This is a genomic window from Azonexus hydrophilus DSM 23864 (genome assembly GCF_000429605.1).
Taxonomy (GTDB): domain Bacteria; phylum Pseudomonadota; class Gammaproteobacteria; order Burkholderiales; family Rhodocyclaceae; genus Azonexus; species Azonexus hydrophilus.
Window position 1 is genome coordinate 137,738 of record NZ_AUCE01000016.1, and the last position, 19,489, is coordinate 157,226.

At 56.2% G+C, this 19,489-nt stretch carries 23 protein-coding genes and 1 tRNA gene; 9 read left to right on the top strand and 15 right to left on the bottom strand.

Annotation, left to right across the window (positions count from 1 at the left end; genetic code table 11):
* Nucleotides 1–268: 268 nt before the first annotated feature.
* The 15 genes from G471_RS19050 to G471_RS0109020 form a co-directional block, all read right to left on the bottom strand.
* On the bottom strand, nucleotides 269–454 hold the full coding sequence (locus tag G471_RS19050; RefSeq protein ID WP_157272474.1) for a hypothetical protein: 186 nt from the start codon (nucleotides 452–454) through the stop codon (nucleotides 269–271).
* A 175-nt stretch (nucleotides 455–629) separates the two neighbouring features.
* Nucleotides 630–1,748, bottom strand: coding sequence for a phage major capsid protein (locus G471_RS0108970; RefSeq protein WP_028995058.1), 1,119 nt, complete (start codon nucleotides 1,746–1,748; stop codon nucleotides 630–632).
* Nucleotides 1,749–1,760: 12 nt separating this feature from the next.
* Nucleotides 1,761–2,009 carry a hypothetical protein gene (locus G471_RS19055; RefSeq protein WP_157272475.1) on the bottom strand — a complete coding sequence of 83 codons (249 nt, stop codon included), beginning with the start codon at nucleotides 2,007–2,009 and terminating at the stop codon, nucleotides 1,761–1,763.
* Between the two features lie 287 nt (nucleotides 2,010–2,296).
* Nucleotides 2,297–2,755: an HNH endonuclease gene (locus G471_RS19620; protein WP_081700179.1), complete on the bottom strand. Its 459-nt coding sequence runs from the start codon at nucleotides 2,753–2,755 to the stop codon at nucleotides 2,297–2,299.
* 73 nt (nucleotides 2,756–2,828) lie between these two features.
* Nucleotides 2,829–4,430, bottom strand: a complete 1,602-nt coding sequence (locus tag G471_RS0108980) for a YfjI family protein (protein WP_028995060.1) — start codon at nucleotides 4,428–4,430, stop codon at nucleotides 2,829–2,831.
* On the bottom strand, nucleotides 4,423–5,268 hold the full coding sequence (locus G471_RS0108985) for a toprim domain-containing protein (RefSeq protein ID WP_028995061.1): 846 nt from the start codon (nucleotides 5,266–5,268) through the stop codon (nucleotides 4,423–4,425). Before G471_RS0108985 ends, G471_RS0108980 begins: the two co-directional genes overlap by 8 nt.
* On the bottom strand, nucleotides 5,268–5,474 hold the full coding sequence (locus G471_RS0108990) for a hypothetical protein (RefSeq protein ID WP_028995062.1): 207 nt from the start codon (nucleotides 5,472–5,474) through the stop codon (nucleotides 5,268–5,270). Before G471_RS0108990 ends, G471_RS0108985 begins: the two co-directional genes overlap by 1 nt.
* Nucleotides 5,471–5,704 (bottom strand): hypothetical protein, encoded by a 234-nt coding sequence (locus G471_RS0108995; RefSeq protein WP_028995063.1) that lies wholly within the window; start codon nucleotides 5,702–5,704, stop codon nucleotides 5,471–5,473. The genes G471_RS0108990 and G471_RS0108995 overlap by 4 nt, the downstream gene beginning before the upstream one ends.
* 282 nt (nucleotides 5,705–5,986) lie before the next feature.
* Nucleotides 5,987–6,217 carry a helix-turn-helix transcriptional regulator gene (locus G471_RS18700; RefSeq protein ID WP_081700180.1) on the bottom strand — a complete coding sequence of 77 codons (231 nt, stop codon included), beginning with the start codon at nucleotides 6,215–6,217 and terminating at the stop codon, nucleotides 5,987–5,989.
* A 136-nt stretch (nucleotides 6,218–6,353) separates the two neighbouring features.
* Nucleotides 6,354–6,887 carry a hypothetical protein gene (locus tag G471_RS0109000; RefSeq protein WP_028995064.1) on the bottom strand — a complete coding sequence of 178 codons (534 nt, stop codon included), beginning with the start codon at nucleotides 6,885–6,887 and terminating at the stop codon, nucleotides 6,354–6,356.
* A 9-nt stretch (nucleotides 6,888–6,896) separates the two neighbouring features.
* Nucleotides 6,897–8,126, bottom strand: a complete 1,230-nt coding sequence (locus G471_RS0109005; RefSeq protein ID WP_028995065.1) for a tyrosine-type recombinase/integrase — start codon at nucleotides 8,124–8,126, stop codon at nucleotides 6,897–6,899.
* A gap of 190 nt (nucleotides 8,127–8,316) precedes the next feature.
* Nucleotides 8,317–8,392, bottom strand: a tRNA-His gene (locus G471_RS0109010).
* Nucleotides 8,393–8,502: 110 nt separating this feature from the next.
* Nucleotides 8,503–8,832, bottom strand: a complete 330-nt coding sequence (locus G471_RS18705; RefSeq protein ID WP_081700181.1) for an addiction module antidote protein — start codon at nucleotides 8,830–8,832, stop codon at nucleotides 8,503–8,505.
* 60 nt (nucleotides 8,833–8,892) lie between these two features.
* The gene (locus tag G471_RS18710) at nucleotides 8,893–9,153 is read right to left on the bottom strand and encodes a type II toxin-antitoxin system RelE/ParE family toxin (RefSeq protein ID WP_341743236.1); all 261 of its coding nucleotides are present in this window, start codon (nucleotides 9,151–9,153) and stop codon (nucleotides 8,893–8,895) included.
* Between the two features lie 74 nt (nucleotides 9,154–9,227).
* Nucleotides 9,228–9,935 (bottom strand): class I SAM-dependent methyltransferase, encoded by a 708-nt coding sequence (locus G471_RS0109020; RefSeq protein ID WP_028995066.1) that lies wholly within the window; start codon nucleotides 9,933–9,935, stop codon nucleotides 9,228–9,230.
* A gap of 228 nt (nucleotides 9,936–10,163) precedes the next feature.
* Between G471_RS0109020 and G471_RS0109025 the strand changes: the two genes are divergently transcribed.
* The 9 genes from G471_RS0109025 (at nucleotide 10,164) to pseH (ending at nucleotide 19,488) form a co-directional block, all read left to right on the top strand.
* Nucleotides 10,164–11,192, top strand: coding sequence for a GDP-L-fucose synthase family protein (locus G471_RS0109025; protein WP_028995067.1), 1,029 nt, complete (start codon nucleotides 10,164–10,166; stop codon nucleotides 11,190–11,192).
* A gap of 19 nt (nucleotides 11,193–11,211) precedes the next feature.
* Nucleotides 11,212–12,360 (top strand): GDP-mannose 4,6-dehydratase, encoded by a 1,149-nt coding sequence (gene gmd / locus G471_RS0109030; protein WP_028995068.1) that lies wholly within the window; start codon nucleotides 11,212–11,214, stop codon nucleotides 12,358–12,360.
* 303 nt (nucleotides 12,361–12,663) lie between these two features.
* Nucleotides 12,664–14,487: a glutamine--fructose-6-phosphate transaminase (isomerizing) gene (gene glmS, locus G471_RS0109040; RefSeq protein ID WP_028995069.1), complete on the top strand. Its 1,824-nt coding sequence runs from the start codon at nucleotides 12,664–12,666 to the stop codon at nucleotides 14,485–14,487.
* A 2-nt stretch (nucleotides 14,488–14,489) separates the two neighbouring features.
* Complete coding sequence (locus G471_RS0109045) at nucleotides 14,490–14,930, top strand: AlbA family DNA-binding domain-containing protein (protein WP_028995070.1); 441 nt, start codon at nucleotides 14,490–14,492, stop codon at nucleotides 14,928–14,930.
* A gap of 22 nt (nucleotides 14,931–14,952) precedes the next feature.
* Entirely contained in the window at nucleotides 14,953–15,951 is a 999-nt protein-coding gene (gene pseB, locus G471_RS0109050) for a UDP-N-acetylglucosamine 4,6-dehydratase (inverting) (protein ID WP_028995071.1), read from the top strand.
* Between the two features lie 3 nt (nucleotides 15,952–15,954).
* A complete protein-coding gene (gene pseC, locus G471_RS0109055) occupies nucleotides 15,955–17,115 on the top strand; it encodes a UDP-4-amino-4,6-dideoxy-N-acetyl-beta-L-altrosamine transaminase (protein ID WP_028995072.1) in 1,161 nt (386 codons plus the stop codon).
* Complete coding sequence (pseF, locus tag G471_RS0109060) at nucleotides 17,112–17,807, top strand: pseudaminic acid cytidylyltransferase (protein WP_028995073.1); 696 nt, start codon at nucleotides 17,112–17,114, stop codon at nucleotides 17,805–17,807. Before pseC ends, pseF begins: the two co-directional genes overlap by 4 nt.
* Before the next feature lie 2 nt (nucleotides 17,808–17,809).
* A complete protein-coding gene (gene pseG, locus G471_RS0109065) occupies nucleotides 17,810–18,922 on the top strand; it encodes a UDP-2,4-diacetamido-2,4,6-trideoxy-beta-L-altropyranose hydrolase (RefSeq protein ID WP_043421278.1) in 1,113 nt (370 codons plus the stop codon).
* Nucleotides 18,922–19,488, top strand: a complete 567-nt coding sequence (gene pseH, locus G471_RS18715; protein WP_081700182.1) for a UDP-4-amino-4,6-dideoxy-N-acetyl-beta-L-altrosamine N-acetyltransferase — start codon at nucleotides 18,922–18,924, stop codon at nucleotides 19,486–19,488. The genes pseG and pseH overlap by 1 nt, the downstream gene beginning before the upstream one ends.
* The last annotated feature ends 1 nt before the right edge of the window (nucleotide 19,489 follow it).

Sequence of the window (19,489 nt, forward strand, 5' to 3'; positions counted from 1 at the left end):
CTTGTGCTTAAGGCGCCGAAAAATAAAGCTGGCAATCATAACACGGCGAGCCAGCCGCAACGACAGGCCGGCAAGCTGCATTGTCAGACAGGAAAAGGCAGTACGGGGGGCAGTACGCCGGAAATGAAAAACCCCGCACAACGCGAGTTGTACGGGGCTTTGAATTCTGGGGACTGATGGGGCTCGAATTAATCAATGAAAGCACCACAGAGACTATAAGTGCAGAAGATTCTTGTTGTTTATACCGTCAAGTGTACCGTCAAAATTATCAGCGCTCGAAGAACGGTAGCGGCTCTAGGTCTTGCTCACGAATGAATGCCAGGTCAGCAATCACCAGATTTACACCTGGCCCGGATATCCACCAGCCAAGCCCATAGGGTGCGATCGTCAATCCTCGGGCCGTGCATAGTGCCCGTGTTCTTTCCCGGTAATGCTCACGTTCGTTTTCAGTCATATTAGCTCCTATAAATGAAAACCCCGGCACTCGGCCGGGGTAGTTGCTGGTCACGCGCTAAATTTTTCTCTCGTAGCGCCACCAGCTTTCGGGGTTTTGGGATGAAGCGGCACTCACCGACTAATCCGCCGCCAGCTATGCACAAGGCCCCCGCTGGCTGGGCACCACAAACCGCTTAGACGGTCTTGAGCTGCTTGAAGAGTGCGTCAGGCTGGACGATGTAACCATCCATGCGTGCATGGGCGATAAGTGCATGCTGGCCTTTGCCCGCATTCTTCCAGCGTACAACTTCAAGACGAAGGTCGCTGCGCACGGCAACAATGATCGCTTTGGCGAAGTCACCCAGGAAGGCGGTGCCTGCCGGCAGGGCCGTTGCTGTGTACTCGGCCATTTGGGCCAAGGCGGGCGGCTTGCCAAGCCAGCCACCGCTGGAAGATTTCTGCGAGGCGCGGCCAATGAAATCAGCCGGCGCGCTGATGATTGCGCTCGGAACACCTTGCTTATAAGCCATGGCACCACCAACAGCAGCGAGCACGTCTTCCCAAAGCGCGGGATCTTGCGCAACAGCAGCAGCATAAGCCGTGGCAGAAGACGTGATACCAGCGTCTGCCATGAGCTTTTCAAAAATCAGCGCATCGAGTTTTTCGGCAAATGAGCCAGCGACGGCAAGCTGTATCACTTGGTTAAGATTCGGCGAATCTTGCACCAGTTCCTCACTGATTGGGATCACCGCCGCCAGCAGCTTTGGATTGGCGGTAACGTAGCCCAAGTCAATATCGCTTTCGGTGATATCGTCGACATTTTCCGTATGCTGAATCACATCCGGGTCGTTGCCTAAAATTCGGGCCAGATTGGTAGGGTTGTCGATAACCAGCGTTTGAGCGCCGGCCTGAGTGATCGCCGATTGCTCGCGGACAGTATCAATCACCTGGTCAGCAATACCAATAGGAACCAGGGCCGGGCCGCTACCCATAGCCTTGCGGCTGCCGACAATCGAATCCTTGACGAACTCGCCCAGGTCGAAGCCTTCACGCTCGGCATTGCGCATGCTGATACGCTGCGATTTCTGCAGCAGATAGCATTCAGCGCCCTTGGTGGTTTTGCCAATCTGCAAAGTGCTGCCGGCGCCGTCCAGCCCGAAATCGCCGGTAGCGCCAGGGCGGCCCATCTTCTTTTCGATTGAGGTTATTGCATTTTCGAGGTCGGCGACTTTGCTGTCATGCTTTTCTCGAAATTTTTTGAAAGCGTCGCCCATGTCTTCCATGAGAACGACCAGCTCGCTTTTATTTTCCATTTGGAAATTCCTTTATGAGTTCGGTTTTTTTTGGCGCATGTTTGCGCCGGCTATCCGCTTCGCTTCAGATCGGCTAAGACCAGCTTCCCGCAGGTCTCGCTCTAACTGCCGCTTACGGTTTGCCAAATCGGCCTTGGTCAAAATAGATGTCTTAATCCCTAAGACACCGAGAAATGACCTACCGAAGTGACCGAACGCCATACTGAATCGCTCAGCGCTGCGAACGTTGAAAACTTTATTCCATAAAACTTGTTTTTTCAAGATGTTTATTCCTGTACGGTATATAAGGGGGTTTGTGATTGACGGTCTATTGATGCAAAACAGGCAACCGGGTCACACTCACCTGGATCACGCTAAGTTCTAACTCTCGGCAGATTCGGGTTGCCGTCGTCCATAGCGGCTCATTTGCTTCAACGGCCTGAAAAATTCTCCAGATCGATGAAGATCGTTGAACAGAGCCCCTGTGATTTCACCCCTCCCCCCTTCCTGAATCCACCCCATAAATTCGACTTTGGGAATGGCGGTGTCCAACTTTTGGTGTTTAACTTTCATACCCCCCTCCTGTGTCTGCGCTCGACAGCGGTCTTTGCCTTATGGCATGCGGAGCACAGCAACTGTTTGTTGCTATCGTCGTCGGCACCTCCATCTGACAGCGGGGTGATGTGGTCGACCTCTGTCCCGGGCATGACAATTCCGCGGCATAGGCAGTGCTGGCATAGCCCGTTATCCCGTCGATGGATTCGGGCCCGATCGGCAACCCCATTGCGGCCGGTTTTACGCTTGCCTTCTGATCCATGCTTGCCGTACCCACGTATTGGCTTATGCTCGATACACCAAGCACCATGCCTCGCAAGTCGTTTGCATCCTGGATGTTTACAGGCTTTGGGTGCTGCCATCGGCATACCATTCCTCCCGGTCGGTATCGACAATCGACAATCCCGACAATGTCGACGGATGCTTAAAAAATAGGCGGTGAGTCGAGATTGTAGACTTCGTCGTTTGTCCATGGCTTGAAAGTGTCAAGTCGCTGAATATAAAGATAAAGATATTCAAAATAGGCTTCATGGCGACAATCTCGTTTCAGTCTACAAACAGCTTTGGATTCATGCGGACCATGGTGGTGGGTGGGGCGCCTTTGTTTGGCACCTTGTTGACCCTGGCTGAATCGCTCTGGCTCAAACGCTCCAGGGCTTTCTCAAGGCGAGCAACCGAACGGAACCGGCCCTCCATGGCTTTCTGGCAATCGCGCCGGCTGAATGACAGCCGCCGCCCATCACGCGCCCACTTGATGATTGCCGCCGCGTCGGTGTCTGTCGCATCACCGCCCAGCAGCCCGAATGCTGCCTGTGCATGCGGTATCAGCAGCCGGCAAAGCTCAACCGCTTTGGCCGTGGCATCGAGGCTGACAGCCTCAGTGCTGGGGCCAACCTCGGCCAGTTCCAGCAGCGCAGCAATCCGCGCCGCCGCGCCGGGCAGCTTGCTTGACCAGTCGGCAATCGACTCCAGCCCGCCGTGCTCGCCCTGTTGCTTTTCGATCTCGTCGGCAAAGTCTAGCCACAGCTCGCGGGCCGGGTCGCTCATGCCGATCACACGCGGCCTGCTGGCAATCTGCTGCCGACCATCCAGCAGCGCGCGCAGACGGCTTTCGTAGTCGTTCTTCACATAGCTGGGGATCGTCAAGCGCCGCCGCACGTCTCGTTTGCCCACGTTGCTTTCGGGCATGGCGAACAGGAAGCGGGCGAGCAGGCCGCTGTCGCGGAAGCGCCGGCTACTCGCCACATCCGCCAGCACACCCGGCTGCAGAGCCAGGCCAAAGGTCAAGGCGGGCTTATCGATGTGGGCGCAGCGGTCAGCCCGATCCACGCGCATCGGCGTCCCGGCGTGCCCCTGCAGGAACACGTCAAGGCTCGCCATGCCGCCCGAATACATCCCCGCCATAATCAGGAATATCCCGGCTTCGTCGCTCAGCACGGCCATCCGTTCGCCATGCTCGACCAGCAGGGCCTGCAGACGCTCGGCGGTGACATCCCCGGTGAAGAGACGCGGCGCCCGCATTTCGGCCGGCATTGCTTCCTCTTCTTCTTGGATCAGCTTGCGGATACGCTCCCGGTCTTCGTCGCTCTCAGCGTTGACGGCATCCTTTGCCAGTTTCTCGATACGCTTCTTGCCGACCAGGCGGGCGGTGGTTGTCCTGGCAATCTCTGAGCGAAGCCGGTCACGCTCAAGCTTTTCCCAATGAACCAGGGGCGCCGCCAGGGCATTGATCACCGCCGTCTTTCGGCTGCCGCTGGGCAATGCGGTCAGGGTCCAAAGGCTCAGCGGCTCTGTGTATTCGTCTTCCTCACCGAACGGCGCCACCTCAAACCGGCGGTGCAGGGCAGTAGCCAGCACGGACAGAGCGCACATTACCGCCATGGCCGGCGGTGTCTGTGTCGATTCGGCGACAGCCTCAGCCATTCGCCCCACCCAGGTGGGCAGGATACTGGCCGGCAGGTCGGGCACTGGCATCTGGCCGGGGATGATCGGATCGGGCCAGTTGTCGCCGATACTGATGACGTTTTCCCGGTCGGTGCTGGCATGGCTGTCTGGCTTGGCATCTATCACCGCCGCCGATACCGCAGCAGCCACAGCGGCTTTTCCTGCAACCCTGCAGAGGTCGTTAAAGTCAGAGTGATCAGACATTGGACAACTCCACGAAACGAGGAATTGCCACCGCCGCCCGCGCAGCCCTGGCGGCATCCTTCGCAGCAGTTACGCCAGGATTGATGCCTTTCTGACCGTCGCTGTCGTCGTTATCTGCACAAATCACCATCGGCAGCGCCGGGAATTTCGCCCGTAGCGCCACGGCCACCGGTTTGAGGTTGCCGGCATCAAAGGCCACCGCCGTGGCGTGGCCTGTGGCCTCGTAAATCGTCGCGCCTGTGGCGTACCCCTCACAGACACAGAGCAGGCTGCTGGGTCGTCCAATAGCGTGATAGCAGCCGCGTTTCCGGCCACCGGTGAGGAAGGTCTTTTTCCCGTCAGCGCCAATGAACTGCAGGCTCCACAGCTTGCCGTCTACATCTCTCACAGGAACGACAAGCTGCCCACGTAAATCCTTCAAGCCGTAGGACTGCACCTGTTTTCGTGCCAGGTAGGGGTGCGCCCCGCTGGCAACGTAGGCGCGGTCCCAGAGGCGCAGGGCACGGATGGCGGCAGCGGCTTGCACTCGCTCTGTTTCCGCTGCCAGGGCAGCACGGGCAGCTTGCTGCCGCGCCGCCATGGCCTGCCGTTCAGCCGGCGTCATCCGTTCCGGCTTTTCTGCCGACCAGGTACAGCTCTGGCCCGTCTTCCAACTGCCAAACGCCCCGAAGGGCTTGGCTTCATCGTGGAAGACATACCAGCCGTTGAGGCTGCCGGACTTGTCGCCGGCAACCCGGTAGCGGTGCAGGGTGCCGTCAATTTCCAAGGCCGGCTTGTGCATCGCCAGGCCAGCATCGGCCAGGGCATCGAGGAAGGCGTCATGGTGCGCGGCGCTCATTATTCACCTGCTTTCCCGGCCTGCATTGCCGCCATCCGGGCCCACAGTTCACCCTTGGCCTTACGGTAAGCAGCTTTCGCCTTCTCTTCAGCCTTTTTGGCCTGCCTAGTGCTGAACTGGGCTCTGCCCAGGGCGAGGCTTGCCCGATGCAAGCTCATTTCCAACTGGTGTAGGGTGCGCGGCGTTTTTTCGCGTTTGGTGGTCATGTACGCACCTCCGCAACGCTCATGCCCGTTAGCAAATAGTGAGCATGGTTCGCAGCGGCTCCGATCAGTAGCAGCCAGTTGCTGCTTTTCTGCACGTCACCACAATCTTCATCCGCGACATCAGCCGCATAGGCTATAGCCTGAAGAATCAAGGCAGCCTCGCCGGATGATCCGATGAAACCAGTATGGGATTGGCGCTCGCCCGCGCCCAGGGTTTTGGTATCAGCCATGATGGCCTCCTACATGATTTGTTGAAAAGCCACCCTGTTGAGGGGTGGTCAGGTACTTCAACACGGCATGTAGACCGCTCGCAGCTTTTACCCGAAGGCTGTTGCATAACTGCGCACTACCCGACCATTGACCAAGCCATGCCAGCTCGAGGCTGACATGGACGAAACCGATGGACGTAAAAAATCCGCTAAGACTGACGGGAGCGGATACCGCTACATGAGGTGTGTTGAGCACCGGGGGTCGAGATTGCCACGGTCTACCTTGCTGGTCAAGATGATTTTTCATGCCGCTGCTCGCCCTGAGTTACCAAGGGCGGCCAGTGCTTTACGTACATCGGCGACGCGCCAGCGGGTTTGTTGAGGGGAAACCTTGATGGCCAGGCTGCCATAGCGGCGCCAGGCGGTGTTTTCCGAACATCCAAAGACGCCGGAAACAACCTTTACATCGATGAGGGCTGAATCGGGGAGGGAATCAAATGCCGCCAGAGTAGGCGGGACGGTCTTCTGTGCCATGGCATTTCCTTTGAAGGAACCCACGGCGCCGGGATGGTGCCGCTGGGTGCATGGCGTGACTATTTACAGCATATTTTGGCCATTCAACCCAGTTGCGAATCCTGCAAAATTTTGAAAATTCGCCCGAACCCTAGAGCTAGTCAACGACTTCGCTATGCGAAAAAATCGTTAATTTCTTTGCCTCATAGTAGATTTCTTCGGCCTCAGAACCGCCGACAGGGGGAGACACCTCTCGTCCAACCCGTTTAAAAAGCTCGCGGTTGATCGGAGTCCCTGGTTCAGCCCGAAGGATATCTCCCACTTTATTCCAGATTGCGAATCGAATATTCCGCCTCTTACGCAGAGCGTTAAGGTGCTTTCCCTTAGGAAATGGGCGGCCAAAAACCTCGTCCAGCGATTTGGCATTACAGGCCAATATTTGCCGGTAGCCGTGCCTAAATCCGGCTGCAACCCAATCAGGCATCTTGAGGCCATGGCAACTGCAACTATATAAGGCTTCCATCAATGCAAAGTCGTCGCCATTGTTGTAGCGCTCTTCTCGCCTTTCGTTATCTCTCATGGCTATAAATTGCACAAGCGGGCCTTCCGCTGGGTGCCCGCCATCTTTGACCCACCGCAATTGAGCTTGAAAAAGCTCTTGTATGTCTTCATCAGAATGGGCTTTAGCCATGTTCCATCCTCATGCAGCGATTGAAATTTGGATAACCGCGGCACCTTCCCGCATCTGGTCACACTGCCCTGCCCACCAAGTCATCAGATTTCGCCGCTCCTCTAGGAAGTCACCCCGGTCATAGGCAAGACGCACTGCATCGCCATGCTTGTGGGCGAGCTGCACCTCGACCACCTCAGGTCGGAAGAGGCCAGAGCCATGGGCCATGGTTGAGAATGAACTCCTGAAGCCATGCGCCGATTGCTCGCTTTGCGTGTCGTAGCCCAGGCGGCGTAGTGCCGAGTTGATGGTGTTCTCGCTCATTGGCCGATCACGGCTCTGCAGGCCGGGAAAGCAGAAGCGGCCTGCGCCGGTTAGGGGTTTTAAGTCCTCAAGGATCGCCGCCGCTTGGTCGGCCAGGGGTACGACGTGCAGGCGGCGTGCCTTCATCTTGCCCAAGGGGATGCGGATCAGCCGGCTATCGAAATCGACTTCGGACCACTCCAAGTTGCGGACCTCGCCAGGACGCAGGCCGAACAGTGCTGACAGCCGGAACGCCGAGCGGGTAATCAGGCTGCCTTGATAGGCCCAGATGTCGCGCAGCAGCTTGCCAAACTCCGTCGGATCGGTGATTGCGGCATAGTGCCTCTTACGCTGCGGCGGGATCGCGCCGCGCAGGTCGGCCGATATGTCGCGCTCGCAGCGGCCGGTGCTGATGCCGTAGCGGAACACCTGGCCGGCGGTCATGCGAAGGCGGTGGGCGGTATCAAGGTATCCCATATCCTTGACGCGCCGGATGATGGCCAGCAGTTCGGGGGCTGTGACCTCAGCAATTGGCCTATTTCCGATCCAGGGAAAGGCGTAGACGACGAAGATACGAAGGTTCTTTTCTTGGGTGTGTTTGGTCCACGTCGGTGAAAACTCCTGGTGCCACTCACGGGCGACGGCTTCAAATGTGTTGTTTGCGCGGTGCGATGCCGTCAGTTTTTCTACCTTGCGGACGGCGCTGGGATCGATACCGCTTGTTATCTGCTTCCTCGCCGCATCACGGGCCTGCCGCGCCTCTTCGAGTGAGACATCAGGAAAAGTGCCTAGTGCAAGGGTCTTGCGCTTTTTGGCAAACCGGTAATCCAAGCGCCAATACTTGCCGCCTTTGGTGTCAAGCAGCAGGTACATGCCGCCGCCGTCGGTGAGCTTTTGAGACTTCTCGCCTGGCTTGGCCTGGTTGATTTTGACCGCTGTCAGCTTGTTGGTAGCCATGGACCCTCCACCAGAAATACCGTCATCCCAGCGTGTACCGTCACCCTTTTGGGGAATACCGTCAAGTCTACCGACATAAAAACGGTATTGGGATGGTTTTAGATGGTGCTGGATGATGCAAAGAAAAAACCCCGAAAGCCTTTAGCTGTCGGGGTTTTGGTGCTTCATGGTGCTTGGTGAAGCTATGTTCTGGGGCGACTGATGGGGCTCGAACCCACGACAACCGGAATCACAATCCGGGACTCTACCAACTGAGCTACAGCCGCCGCTGCAAGAAGGCGCGCATTGTATGTCGTTCTGGGAAGCCTGTCTACAGCCTTTTTTTGCTTTTTTCCATCAGCTGTGAAATCCAGCTTGCCTGGTCAGCGCATAGAGATTAAGCATGCACGTGATCTTCAGACTCGACTGAAAGACGAAGTCCTACCGTCTTTAAAACTGCGAGCAATGTTTTCAGCGTGGGATTGCCTTTGGGCGACAGGGCACGATAAAGGGATTCGCGACTGATCCCAGCTTCAGCAGCTACAGCACCTAGACCGCCGTATGCTTCTGCTACGGTACGCAGCGCAAGCAGGCCGGCAGCTCTATCATCAGGATTGTCCAGCGATTCCATTGCTACTTTCAGGTATGCAATGGCCAACTCGCGGTCAGCTTGCAATTCAGCAACTTCCGCCTCGTGATGAGATACAGCACCATTGAGTTTGCTCATACCTGCCTCCGTTTCCATTCGGACCACATTTCCTTTGCGCGTTTTATATCTGCCACCTGGCTACCTTTGTCGCCGCCACAAAGTAGCAATACGACGGTTTTTTCCATGTCGCCCGCAATACACCCGATACCCGGCACCAAGGTGAATGCGCAACTCAATCACACCTTCTCCGACTGGTTCGCAGTCGCCAAAGTTTCCCGCCTCTACTTGGCGCAGGCGAACACGAATGCGGGCCTGTGCGATCTTGTCACGTAACCCGGTCAGCCATTCCGAGAACGGCTCACGGCCGTCGTCGCGTTGATAGCGGAGAAGTTCGATCATGGAGAAAAATTGTAGCTTAAAAGCTACGGTTCACCAAAGGCGACCAAGTTCGGTTAATCCGCTTCTTCGTCAAATCAGCCCTTGATCAGCAAGTCCACCCGCTGCGGATTGATGAAAGTTGCCCCGGTCGGCGTCATGAACGAATCGAAGCGTTCGCGCACCGCTGCGTAAAGCGCCGGCGGGAGTTTGTGGTCGTTGTGGGTGACGCGGATCATCCGGGTATCGAACTCGGCAAAGTCCGTGAAGACACTGCGCGTGTTGAAGAACAACTGCTGCTGCAGGCGCAGCGGGCCGCGTTCCACGGCGCGGCAGACGGCCGCGAAAGCTTCCTCGCGCACCGTCTTCTCGTCGTGGAAGAGGCGGAACACCTCGTTCAGGTCGCCCGCGTACACCGGCTCCGAAATCCACGCCATGCCGCCGGGGCGCAGCACGCGGGCGATTTCCGTCAGCGCCTGATCCATCAGCGGCACCGGCACGTGGTGCAGCGACTTGAACATCAGCACGATATCCACGCTCGCATCCGCCGCCGGAATCGCCTCCGCGCCGCCATGCGCGAAACGCACCATCGGCAGATCGGCCGTCTGCAGATTCTTCGTGTGCTGGATCACATCGACTTCCGTTGCCACGATCTCGCGCACCCGGCCCGTTTCCGCCAGCAAGCGCGTCTTTTCCGCCCGGCCGCAACCCAGCTCCAGAACGCGCGCACCATCGAAGGGCAGGGTCTCCAGCATCAGCTTCACTTCATTGACCAGGGGACTTTCGGCGGGATTGGCGATCAGCATGGCGGACTCGGTAACTTGAAAATCAGAATATTAACAGACGGTGATGGATGGCCGTTGCGGCCAGCACAGATACCCATTACCCAATAAAAAACAAATTCGTTGGGTAATTTATAACAGGCGCCGGATTTGTAGCGTCATCGCGAGCAAAGCTGGCAAAATCAGGCTCCTAGCCTCGTATAGCAGTCATATATCTACACCCGCGACCTGTTCGGGGGAGACTGAAACAACATGAACAAACAAGCAAAAATCTACGTCGCCGGCCACCGTGGCATGGTCGGCTCTGCCATCGTCCGCCAGCTCAAGGCCGCCGGGTGCGAGAACATCGTTACCCGCACCCACGCCGAGCTTGACCTGACCAACCAGGCTGCCGTCAACGCCTTTTTCGCCGCCGAAAAGCCCGAACAGGTCTACCTCGCCGCTGCCAAGGTCGGCGGCATCTACGCCAACAACACCTACCCGGCGCAGTTCATCTACGAAAACCTGATGATCGAAGCCAACATCATCCAGGCCGCGCACGCCAACGACGTTCAGCAACTGCTTTTCCTCGGCTCCAGCTGCATCTACCCCAAGGCCGTACCGCAGCCCATGCGCGAAGACGCCTTGCTCACCGGCGTACTCGAAGCCACCAACGAACCCTACGCCATCGCCAAGATCGCCGGCATCAAGCTCTGCGAAAGCTACAACCGCCAGTACGGCCGCGACTACCGCAGCGTCATGCCGACCAACCTCTACGGCCCCGGCGACAACTACCACCTCGCCAACAGCCATGTGCTGCCGGCGATGATTCGCAAGCTCCACCTGTGCAAACTCGCCCAGGCCGGCGACAGCGCCGGCATTGCCGCCGACGAAGCCAAATACGGCGAAATCCCCGCCGACATCCGCGCCATGATGCAAAGCGGCAAAGTCACCCTGTGGGGCACCGGCACCCCGTACCGCGAATTCCTGCACGTCGATGACATGGCTGCCGCCAGCATCTTCGTCATGAACCTGGACAAGCCCACCTACGACGCCAACACCCAGCCCATGCTCAGCCACATCAATGTGGGCTACGGCAGCGACCTGACGATCAAGGAAGCCGCCTTCACCGTGGCCGAAGTGGTCGGCTACCCGGGCGACATCGAATTCGACACCAGCAAGCCCGACGGCACCTTCCGCAAGTTGATGGACAGCAGCCGGCTGGAAAAACTCGGCTGGAAAGCCACCATAGACCTCAAACAGGGCCTGCAGCAGGCCTACAACGATTACCTCAGTAAATAAGCTTCAAGGAAAAACAACAATGACCGCTCAAACCAAAAAAGTTGCCCTCATCACCGGCGTTACCGGCCAGGACGGCTCCTACCTTGCCGAATTCCTGCTCGAAAAGGGTTACGAAGTGCACGGCATCAAGCGCCGCGCCTCCTTGTTCAATACCCAGCGCGTCGATCACATCTACGAAGACCCGCATATCGAGAACAGCCGCTTCAAGCTCCACTACGGCGACCTCTCCGACACCTCCAACCTGACCCGCATCCTGCAGGAAGTCCAACCGGACGAGGTCTACAACCTCGGCGCCCAATCGCACGTGGCCGTCAGCTTCGAAGCCCCGGAATACACCGCCGATGTCGACGCCATTGGCACCCTGCGCCTGCTCGAAGCCATCCGCTTCCTTGGCCTGGAAAAGAAAACCCGCTTCTACCAGGCCTCCACCTCCGAACTCTACGGCCTGGTCCAGGAAATCCCGCAAAAGGAAACCACGCCCTTCTACCCACGCAGCCCGTATGCCGTGGCCAAGATGTACGCCTACTGGATCACCGTCAACTACCGCGAAGCCTACGGCCTCTACGCCTGCAACGGCATCCTGTTCAACCATGAGAGCCCGCGCCGTGGCGAAACCTTCGTCACCCGCAAGATCACCCGCGGCCTCGCCAACATCGCCCAGGGGCTGGAAAGCTGCCTGTACATGGGCAACATCGATTCGCTGCGCGACTGGGGCCACGCCAAGGACTACGTGCGCATGCAATGGATGATGCTGCAACAGGACAAGCCGGAAGACTTCGTCATCGCCACCGGCGTGCAATACAGCGTGCGCCAGTTCATCAGCTGGAGCGCCGAACACCTGGGCGTGACCCTGCGCTTTGAAGGGCAGGGCGTGGACGAAGTCGGCATCGTCGCCGCCATCGAAGCGCGAAATGGCGAAATTCTGGCCCCCGCGCTCAAGGTCGGCGACATCATCGTCAAGATCGACCCGCGCTACTTCCGCCCGGCCGAAGTGGAAACGCTACTTGGCGACCCGAGCAAAGCCAAGGCGAAACTCGGCTGGGTACCGGAAATCACCGTGCAGGAAATGTGCGAGGAAATGGTCGCGCATGATCTGGAATCGGCCAAGCGGCATGCCTTGCTAAAAAAGCACGGTTACGAAATTGCCGTGAGCGCCGAACGGATATAAGCGCAACCCGCTCCCGAAACACTGTTTCTATGCCGAATTGCATACCCCAATATGCGCTCGTGTTGCACTGCAAAATATTTCTTCATCATCCAGGACAAAGCTGGCAAAATCAGGCCGCCAGCCTTGTAAAACCGTCATTCCAGGGGGGAGTGTTGTAGGTATTGGCATATATGTTTCAGCTTTGCCAAGAACATGAAAATCGCCATTGCCGGAACCGGCTACGTCGGACTCTCCAACGCCATTCTCCTGGCGCAGCATAACGAAGTCATCATTTCCCTCGTCCTGTTCGGTGGGGACTGAGAAATGTGCGGAATCGTCGCCGCTGCTGCCAGTAGCAATATCGTCAGCGTCCTGATCGAAGGGCTCAAGAAGCTCGAATACCGAGGTTATGACTCGGCCGGCCTGGCCGTTATCGGCAGCCAGCAAATTGAACGGGTACGCTCGGTGGGCCGGGTCGCGGAACTGGAAAAGGGTGCCGCTGGCACCCAATCCTCAACCGGCATCGCCCACACCCGTTGGGCGACGCACGGTGCGCCCTGTGAGCGCAATGCCCACCCGCATGTTTCCGGTCATATTGCTGTTGTTCATAACGGCATCATTGAAAACCACGAAGCCCTGCGTACCGAACTGAGTGCCCAGGGCTATATTTTTACTTCGGACACCGATACCGAAAGCATTGCCCACCTGATCGAATCGGTACAGAAAACCGAACCGGATCTGTTCAAGGCCGTGCAGCAAGCCACGCGCCGGCTGATCGGTGCCTACGCCATTGCGGTGATCGACCAGCGCCACCCGGGCAAGGTCATCGTTGCCCGCGAAGGATCGCCGCTGCTACTGGGCGTGGGCGAAGCCGGCCACTATGCGGCCTCCGATGCTTCGGCATTGCTCCAGGTCACGCGCAACATGGTCTACCTGGAAAACGGTGACATCGCCGAACTCGGCGCCAACACCCTGCGTATTGCCGACGCCGCCGGTCAGGCTGTCGAGCGGCCGGTGCATGTTTCCGAACTTTCCGCTGCCGCCGTGGAACTGGGCGAATACCAGCACTACATGCAGAAGGAAATCTTCGAGCAACCGCAAGCGCTGGGCAATACGCTGGAAATGATCGGCGGCAGCAAGAGCAGCCAGCCCGGCATCTTTGGCGCCGACGCCGCCAGCATCCTCGCCGATGTCGATTCCATCCTGATCCTCGCCTGCGGCACCAGCAGCCACGCCGGGCTGACTGCCCGTTACTGGCTCGAAGCCATTGCCGGCGTGCCGTGCAATGTGGAAATCGCCAGCGAATACCGCTACCGCGTTTCCGTACCCAACCCGCGCCAGCTGATCGTCGTCATTTCGCAATCCGGAGAAACGGCCGACACCCTGGCTGCATTGCAGCACGCCAAGGCAAAAGGTCAGGCCAAAACGCTAGCTATCTGCAACGTGCCCGAATCCGCCATCGTGCGCGAAAGCGCGTTGCGCTTCATCACCCGTGCCGGGCCGGAAATTGGCGTCGCCTCAACCAAGGCTTTCACCACGCAACTGGCCGCGCTCTTTCTGCTCACCTTGGTGGTGGCCAAGGTCAAAGGCCGGCTGAGCGAAGCCGACGAAGCCAGCTACCAGGAACAACTGCGCCACCTGCCAGTAGCAGTCAACAAGGTGCTGGCGCTTGAGCCGGCAATCAAAGCCTGGGCACAGCGCTTTGCCAACAAGAGCGACGCGCTCTTCCTGGGGCGTGGCCGGCACTACCCGATTGCCCTGGAAGGTGCGCTCAAGCTCAAGGAAATCTCCTACATCCACGCCGAAGCCTACCCGGCCGGCGAACTCAAGCACGGCCCGCTGGCTTTGGTGGATGCCAACATGCCGGTGATTACCGTGGCACCGAACGACGAACTGCTGGAAAAGCTCAAATCCAACCTGCAGGAAGTCAGGGCGCGCGGTGGTGAACTCTATGTGTTTGCCGATGGCGACTCGGAAATTGAAGGCAGCGAAGGGGTAAATATCATCAAACTTCCTGAGCACTACGGGCAGCTATCGCCCATCCTGCACGTCATCCCGCTGCAGCTGCTGTCGTACCACGCGGCGCTGGTCAAGGGTACGGATGTGGACAAACCGCGCAATCTGGCCAAGTCGGTGACGGTTGAATAAACATGAGTACCGCTGTGTCAGCACTCCTCTCAACCGGCGAATCGCAGTCCCTTGAATTTAAGGCCTCGTTCGACAAGGCCGCGATTGAATCGCTGGTGGCCTTCGCCAACGCGCGCGGTGGGAAAGTGCTGGTCGGGGTTTCAGATGCAGGAAAAGTTATCGGCACCACTGTTGGCAAGGAAACACTCAACGAATGGCTGGGCCAGATCAAATCCGCCACCAGCCCGGCCTTGATCCCGGAAATCATCCTGCACGACATCGACGGCAAACAAATTGTCGAAATCGGCATCCAAGAATTCCCCGACAAGCTTTCACTACGGCTAATTTTTTGCTGTTCTTTATTTTTAATCGATTATTGGTCCGCTGAAAAGCGCCTGTTCGATGCTGGTTGTGTTCTATTAAATCTTTCTTATTTTATCGGGCTTTCTGCTCGAAACGATTAGATTTTTTTTGGAGTAATGTTTTATGCTGAGTAATCAAACAATCTTTGTAACGGGTGGCACAGGTTCTTTTGGTCATACTTTTGTTCCAATGACTTTGGAAAAATACAACCCGAAGAAAATAATCATTTTTTCCCGTGATGAAATGAAACAATGGGAGATGGCCAAGCTATTCCAGGACGACCCAAGAGTTCGTTTCTTTATTGGTGACGTCAGAGATCGTGAACGTCTTTATCGTGCGTTGGATGGTGTGGATTATGTGGTACATGCTGCCGCTACAAAGATTGTCCCCACTGCTGAATACAACCCGTTTGAATGCGTCAAAACAAATATTAATGGAGCAATGAACTTGATCGATGCTTGTATCGACAAGGGCATCAAGCGAGTGGTTGCACTCTCGACGGATAAGGCAAGTAGCCCGGTAAATCTGTATGGTGCAACCAAGCTGGCATCCGATAAGCTTTTTGTTGCAGGAAATTCCTACGCCGGGAGTAATCAAACACGGTTTTCTGTCGTCCGCTATGGCAACGTGATGGGGTCGCGCGGTTCAGTGATTCCTTTCTTCATGTCGATCAAGGACAAAGGCGTTTTGCCGATTACCGATGATCGTATGACCCGTTTCATGATTTCTCTGGAACAGGGCGTAGAACTGGTGTGGCACGCATTCGAAGACATGGTCGGTGGCGAAATCTATGTCAAGAAGATTCCGTCGATGAAAGTTACCGATCTGGCCCGAGTTGTCGCGCCGGAAGCCCGGCAGGAGATTGTCGGTATTCGACCAGGTGAAAAGCTTCATGAGCAGATGATCGGTGAAGAAGACTCTTTCTACACCTATGAATATCCTGAGCATTACAAAATTCTGCCGGCAATTCATAGTTGGGATAAAGACGCAGGTCGAATCAAGGACGGCGCGAAGGTGCCGGAAGGCTTCAGCTACACGAGTGATAACAACACCGAGTGGATGACAGACGCTGAGTTGCAGGCTTGGATTGAAACCAACCGCGCGAAGATCGGGAGTATCTGAGTCATGATTCCGTATGGGCGGCAGGACATCACACAAGCAGATGTCGATGCGGTTGTACAAGTGCTACAGTCGGATTATCTGACGCAAGGGCCGATGGTCCCGAAGTTCGAAGAGACGGTTGCACAGCATGTCGGTGCGAAGTATGCCTTAGCGGTCAATAGTGCAACTTCGGCACTTCATATCGCTTGTTTGGCCTTGGGTTTAGGCAAAGGTGATTGGTTATGGACGAGCCCGATCACCTTTGTTGCGTCAGCCAATTGTGGTTTGTACTGTGGCGCGAATGTCGATTTCGTCGACATTGATCCGCGCACCTACAACCTTTGCCCTATTGCCTTGGAAAAGAAACTGATAGAGGCTGAAAGTGCGAATCGCCTGCCTAAAGTGGTTATTCCTGTACATCTCTGCGGTCAACCTTGCGATATGGCAGCAATCAGGGCGCTCAGTGATCGTTTTGGTTTCAAGATCATCGAAGATGCTTCGCACGCCATAGGCGGCAAGTATCGTGGCGAATTTATTGGTAATGGGCGCTACAGCGACATCACGATTTTCAGTTTCCATCCAGTCAAGATCATCACCACTGCCGAAGGTGGTATGGCGCTGACCAATGATGCCGATTTGGCCAACAAGATGGCTTTGTTGCGTAGTCACGGCATTACACGTGACCCTGCGCAGATGACGCACGAGAGTGATGGCCCTTGGTATTACCAGCAAATTGATCTCGGGTTCAACTACCGTATGACCGAGCTACAAGCAGCATTGGGCGTGAGTCAAATGGCACGACTGGACCAGTTCGTAGCCAGGCGGCATGAATTGGCAACACGTTACGACCAGTTGCTGGCAAATCTGCCAGTCACACGACCCTGGCAACATCCGGACAGCTACTCGGGTTTGCACCTTTACGTCATTCGCCTGCAGCTTGACCAGATCGGCAAAACGCATCGTCAGGTGTTCGAGTCGCTGCGCGAGCAAGGCATAGGCGTAAATCTGCATTACATCCCGGTTCACATGCAGCCTTACTACAAAGCAATGGGCTTTAAAGCCGAGGATTTTCCAGAGGCCAAGCGCTATTACACTGAGGCAATCAGCTTGCCGATGTTCCAGACCATGAGCGAAGCGCAGCAAGATCAAGTGATTGCTGCGGTTGAGAAGTCGCTGCTGTCATGAAATTGGCCATCATACCCGCCCGCGGTGGCAGTAAGCGTATCCCGCGCAAGAATATCAAGCATTTCTGCGGCAAACCGATGATCGCTTGGTCGATTGAGGCAGCACGCTCTTCCGGCTGTTTCGACAGCATCATCGTTTCGACGGACGATGATGAAATCGCAGAAGTTGCACGCGCATACGGTGCAGAAGTACCTTTTGTGCGACCGCCTGAGCTGTCGGACGATCACACCGGCACCATTCCAGTCATCGCCCACGCTATTGAGTGGATAAGCCGCAATGTAGCGCCGGTCGATCTTGCCTGCTGCATCTATGCAACAGCTCCCTTTGTCCAGCCTGGCGACCTGAAGCGGGGGTTCGATCTACTGCAGAAAAGCAAGGCGGAATACGCCTTCTCGGTCACCAGCTACGCCTTCCCCATTCAGCGCGCCATCCGTATTACTTCTGACGAGCGCGTGGAAATGTTCAGCCCCGAACATTTCAACATCCGGTCGCAGGATCTGGAGGATGCCTTCCACGATGCTGGCCAGTTCTATTGGGGCCTTGCTGCTGCCTGGTTGGCCGGCAAGCCTTTGTTTTCGCACTGCGCCACCCCAGTCCCACTACCCAGGCATCGCGTCCAGGACATCGATACTGCGGAGGACTGGGAACGTGCCGAATGGTTGTTCAAGGCAATGCAGGTACAGCGGGATTGACCATGAAGTTCATTTTCCGCGCCGACGCCTCACTGCAGATTGGGACTGGCCACGTCATGCGCTGCTTGACGTTAGCCGACGCCCTTGATGCAAAAGGTGCGGAGTGCCAGTTCATTTGCCGTGCTCATGAAGGTAACCTGATCGATTTCATCCGCAGCAAGGGCTACGTTACACACGCTCTGCCCGTGGCAGCGGAATCCGGCGATACCGCCAATGATCAATCCCCGGATTCTGATCTTGCTCACAGCGCTTGGCTAGGCGCAACACAAGCTGAAGACGCAAATGCTTGTGCTTCTATCCTTGCAGCTCAGCATCCGGACTGGCTGATTGTCGACCACTACGCGCTCGACATTGTTTGGGAAGAGGCTTTGGCACCTTACTATCACCAACTGATGGTGATTGACGACCTGGCAGATCGAAAGCATGTCTGTGACCTGCTGCTTGACCAGACCTTTGGACGCGAGGCCGCAGATTACCTGTCCTTGGTACCTGAGAGATGCCGGTTGCTGTGTGGCTCACGATACGCGCTATTGCGCTCCGAATTCGCCGCCCTTCGCTCCTACAGTCTGCAGCGCCGCGCCAAGCCAGTCATGCGAGATCTACTGGTCACCTTGGGCGGTGTAGACAAGGACAACGCCACCGGACAGGTGCTACAAGCGTTGAGCACATGTTCATTGCCAGAGAACTGCAGGATCACGGTGGTTATGGGGGCGACAGCACCGTGGTTAGATGAGGTACGAAACCTGGCTCAGCAAATGCCTTGGTCGACGCGTGTATTGGTTGGGGTCAGTAATATGGCCCAGCTCATGGCTGATAGCGATCTTGCCATTGGGGCCGCTGGGGCAACATCTTGGGAGAGATGTTGCCTTGGCTTGCCAACTGCCATGATGGTACTCGCCGATAACCAGCGACATGCAGCAAATCTGCTGGAACAAGCCAGTGCAGTAAGAATGCTGTATTTAAACAAAGATTTTTCGAAGGATTTGGCTAGGTTTATTGATGATATTTACAAATCTAAATATTTTTTTAATCAGTTGCGAGATAACGCTAGCGCAGTGACGGACGGAATGGGTTGCGGGCGGGCAATGAGCTGGCTCATCTTGGAGAAAGAATAATGGATAAAGAACTTACTTTGAAGCTTGGCCGTTTGCGCACTATAAAGACGGGGGAATTAGAATTAATGTTGGCGTGGCGTAACGCTCCTGGTGTTCGTGCAAACATGTACACCCGCCATGAAATCAGTTTCGCCGAACATCTTGCTTGGTGGGAGAAAACACTGACGCGTAGTGATCAGCAGTATTTCATGTACGAGTACCAAGGAAGCCCATTGGGTATTGTTGGTTTTAATGGTATTGATGTGATTAATCAGAACTCCTCGTGGGCTTTTTACGCTTCACCAGAAGCACCTAGGGGCACAGGGAGCAGAATGGAATATCTGGCGCTTGAGCATGCCTTTAGCGGTATTCTCCTACACAAGCTTTGTTGTGAGGTGCTTGCTTTCAATACACCTGTGATCAAACTTCACGAAAAATTTGGCTTTAAAGTTGAAGGCATTTTGCGTGATCAACATAAGATGGATGGCAGTTTCGTCGATGTCTATCGATTAGGAATGTTGGCGTCTGAATGGCAAGCAAGTCGCAATGACACGTTAAAAAAACTCCTTCATTTAGCTAATGGTTAAA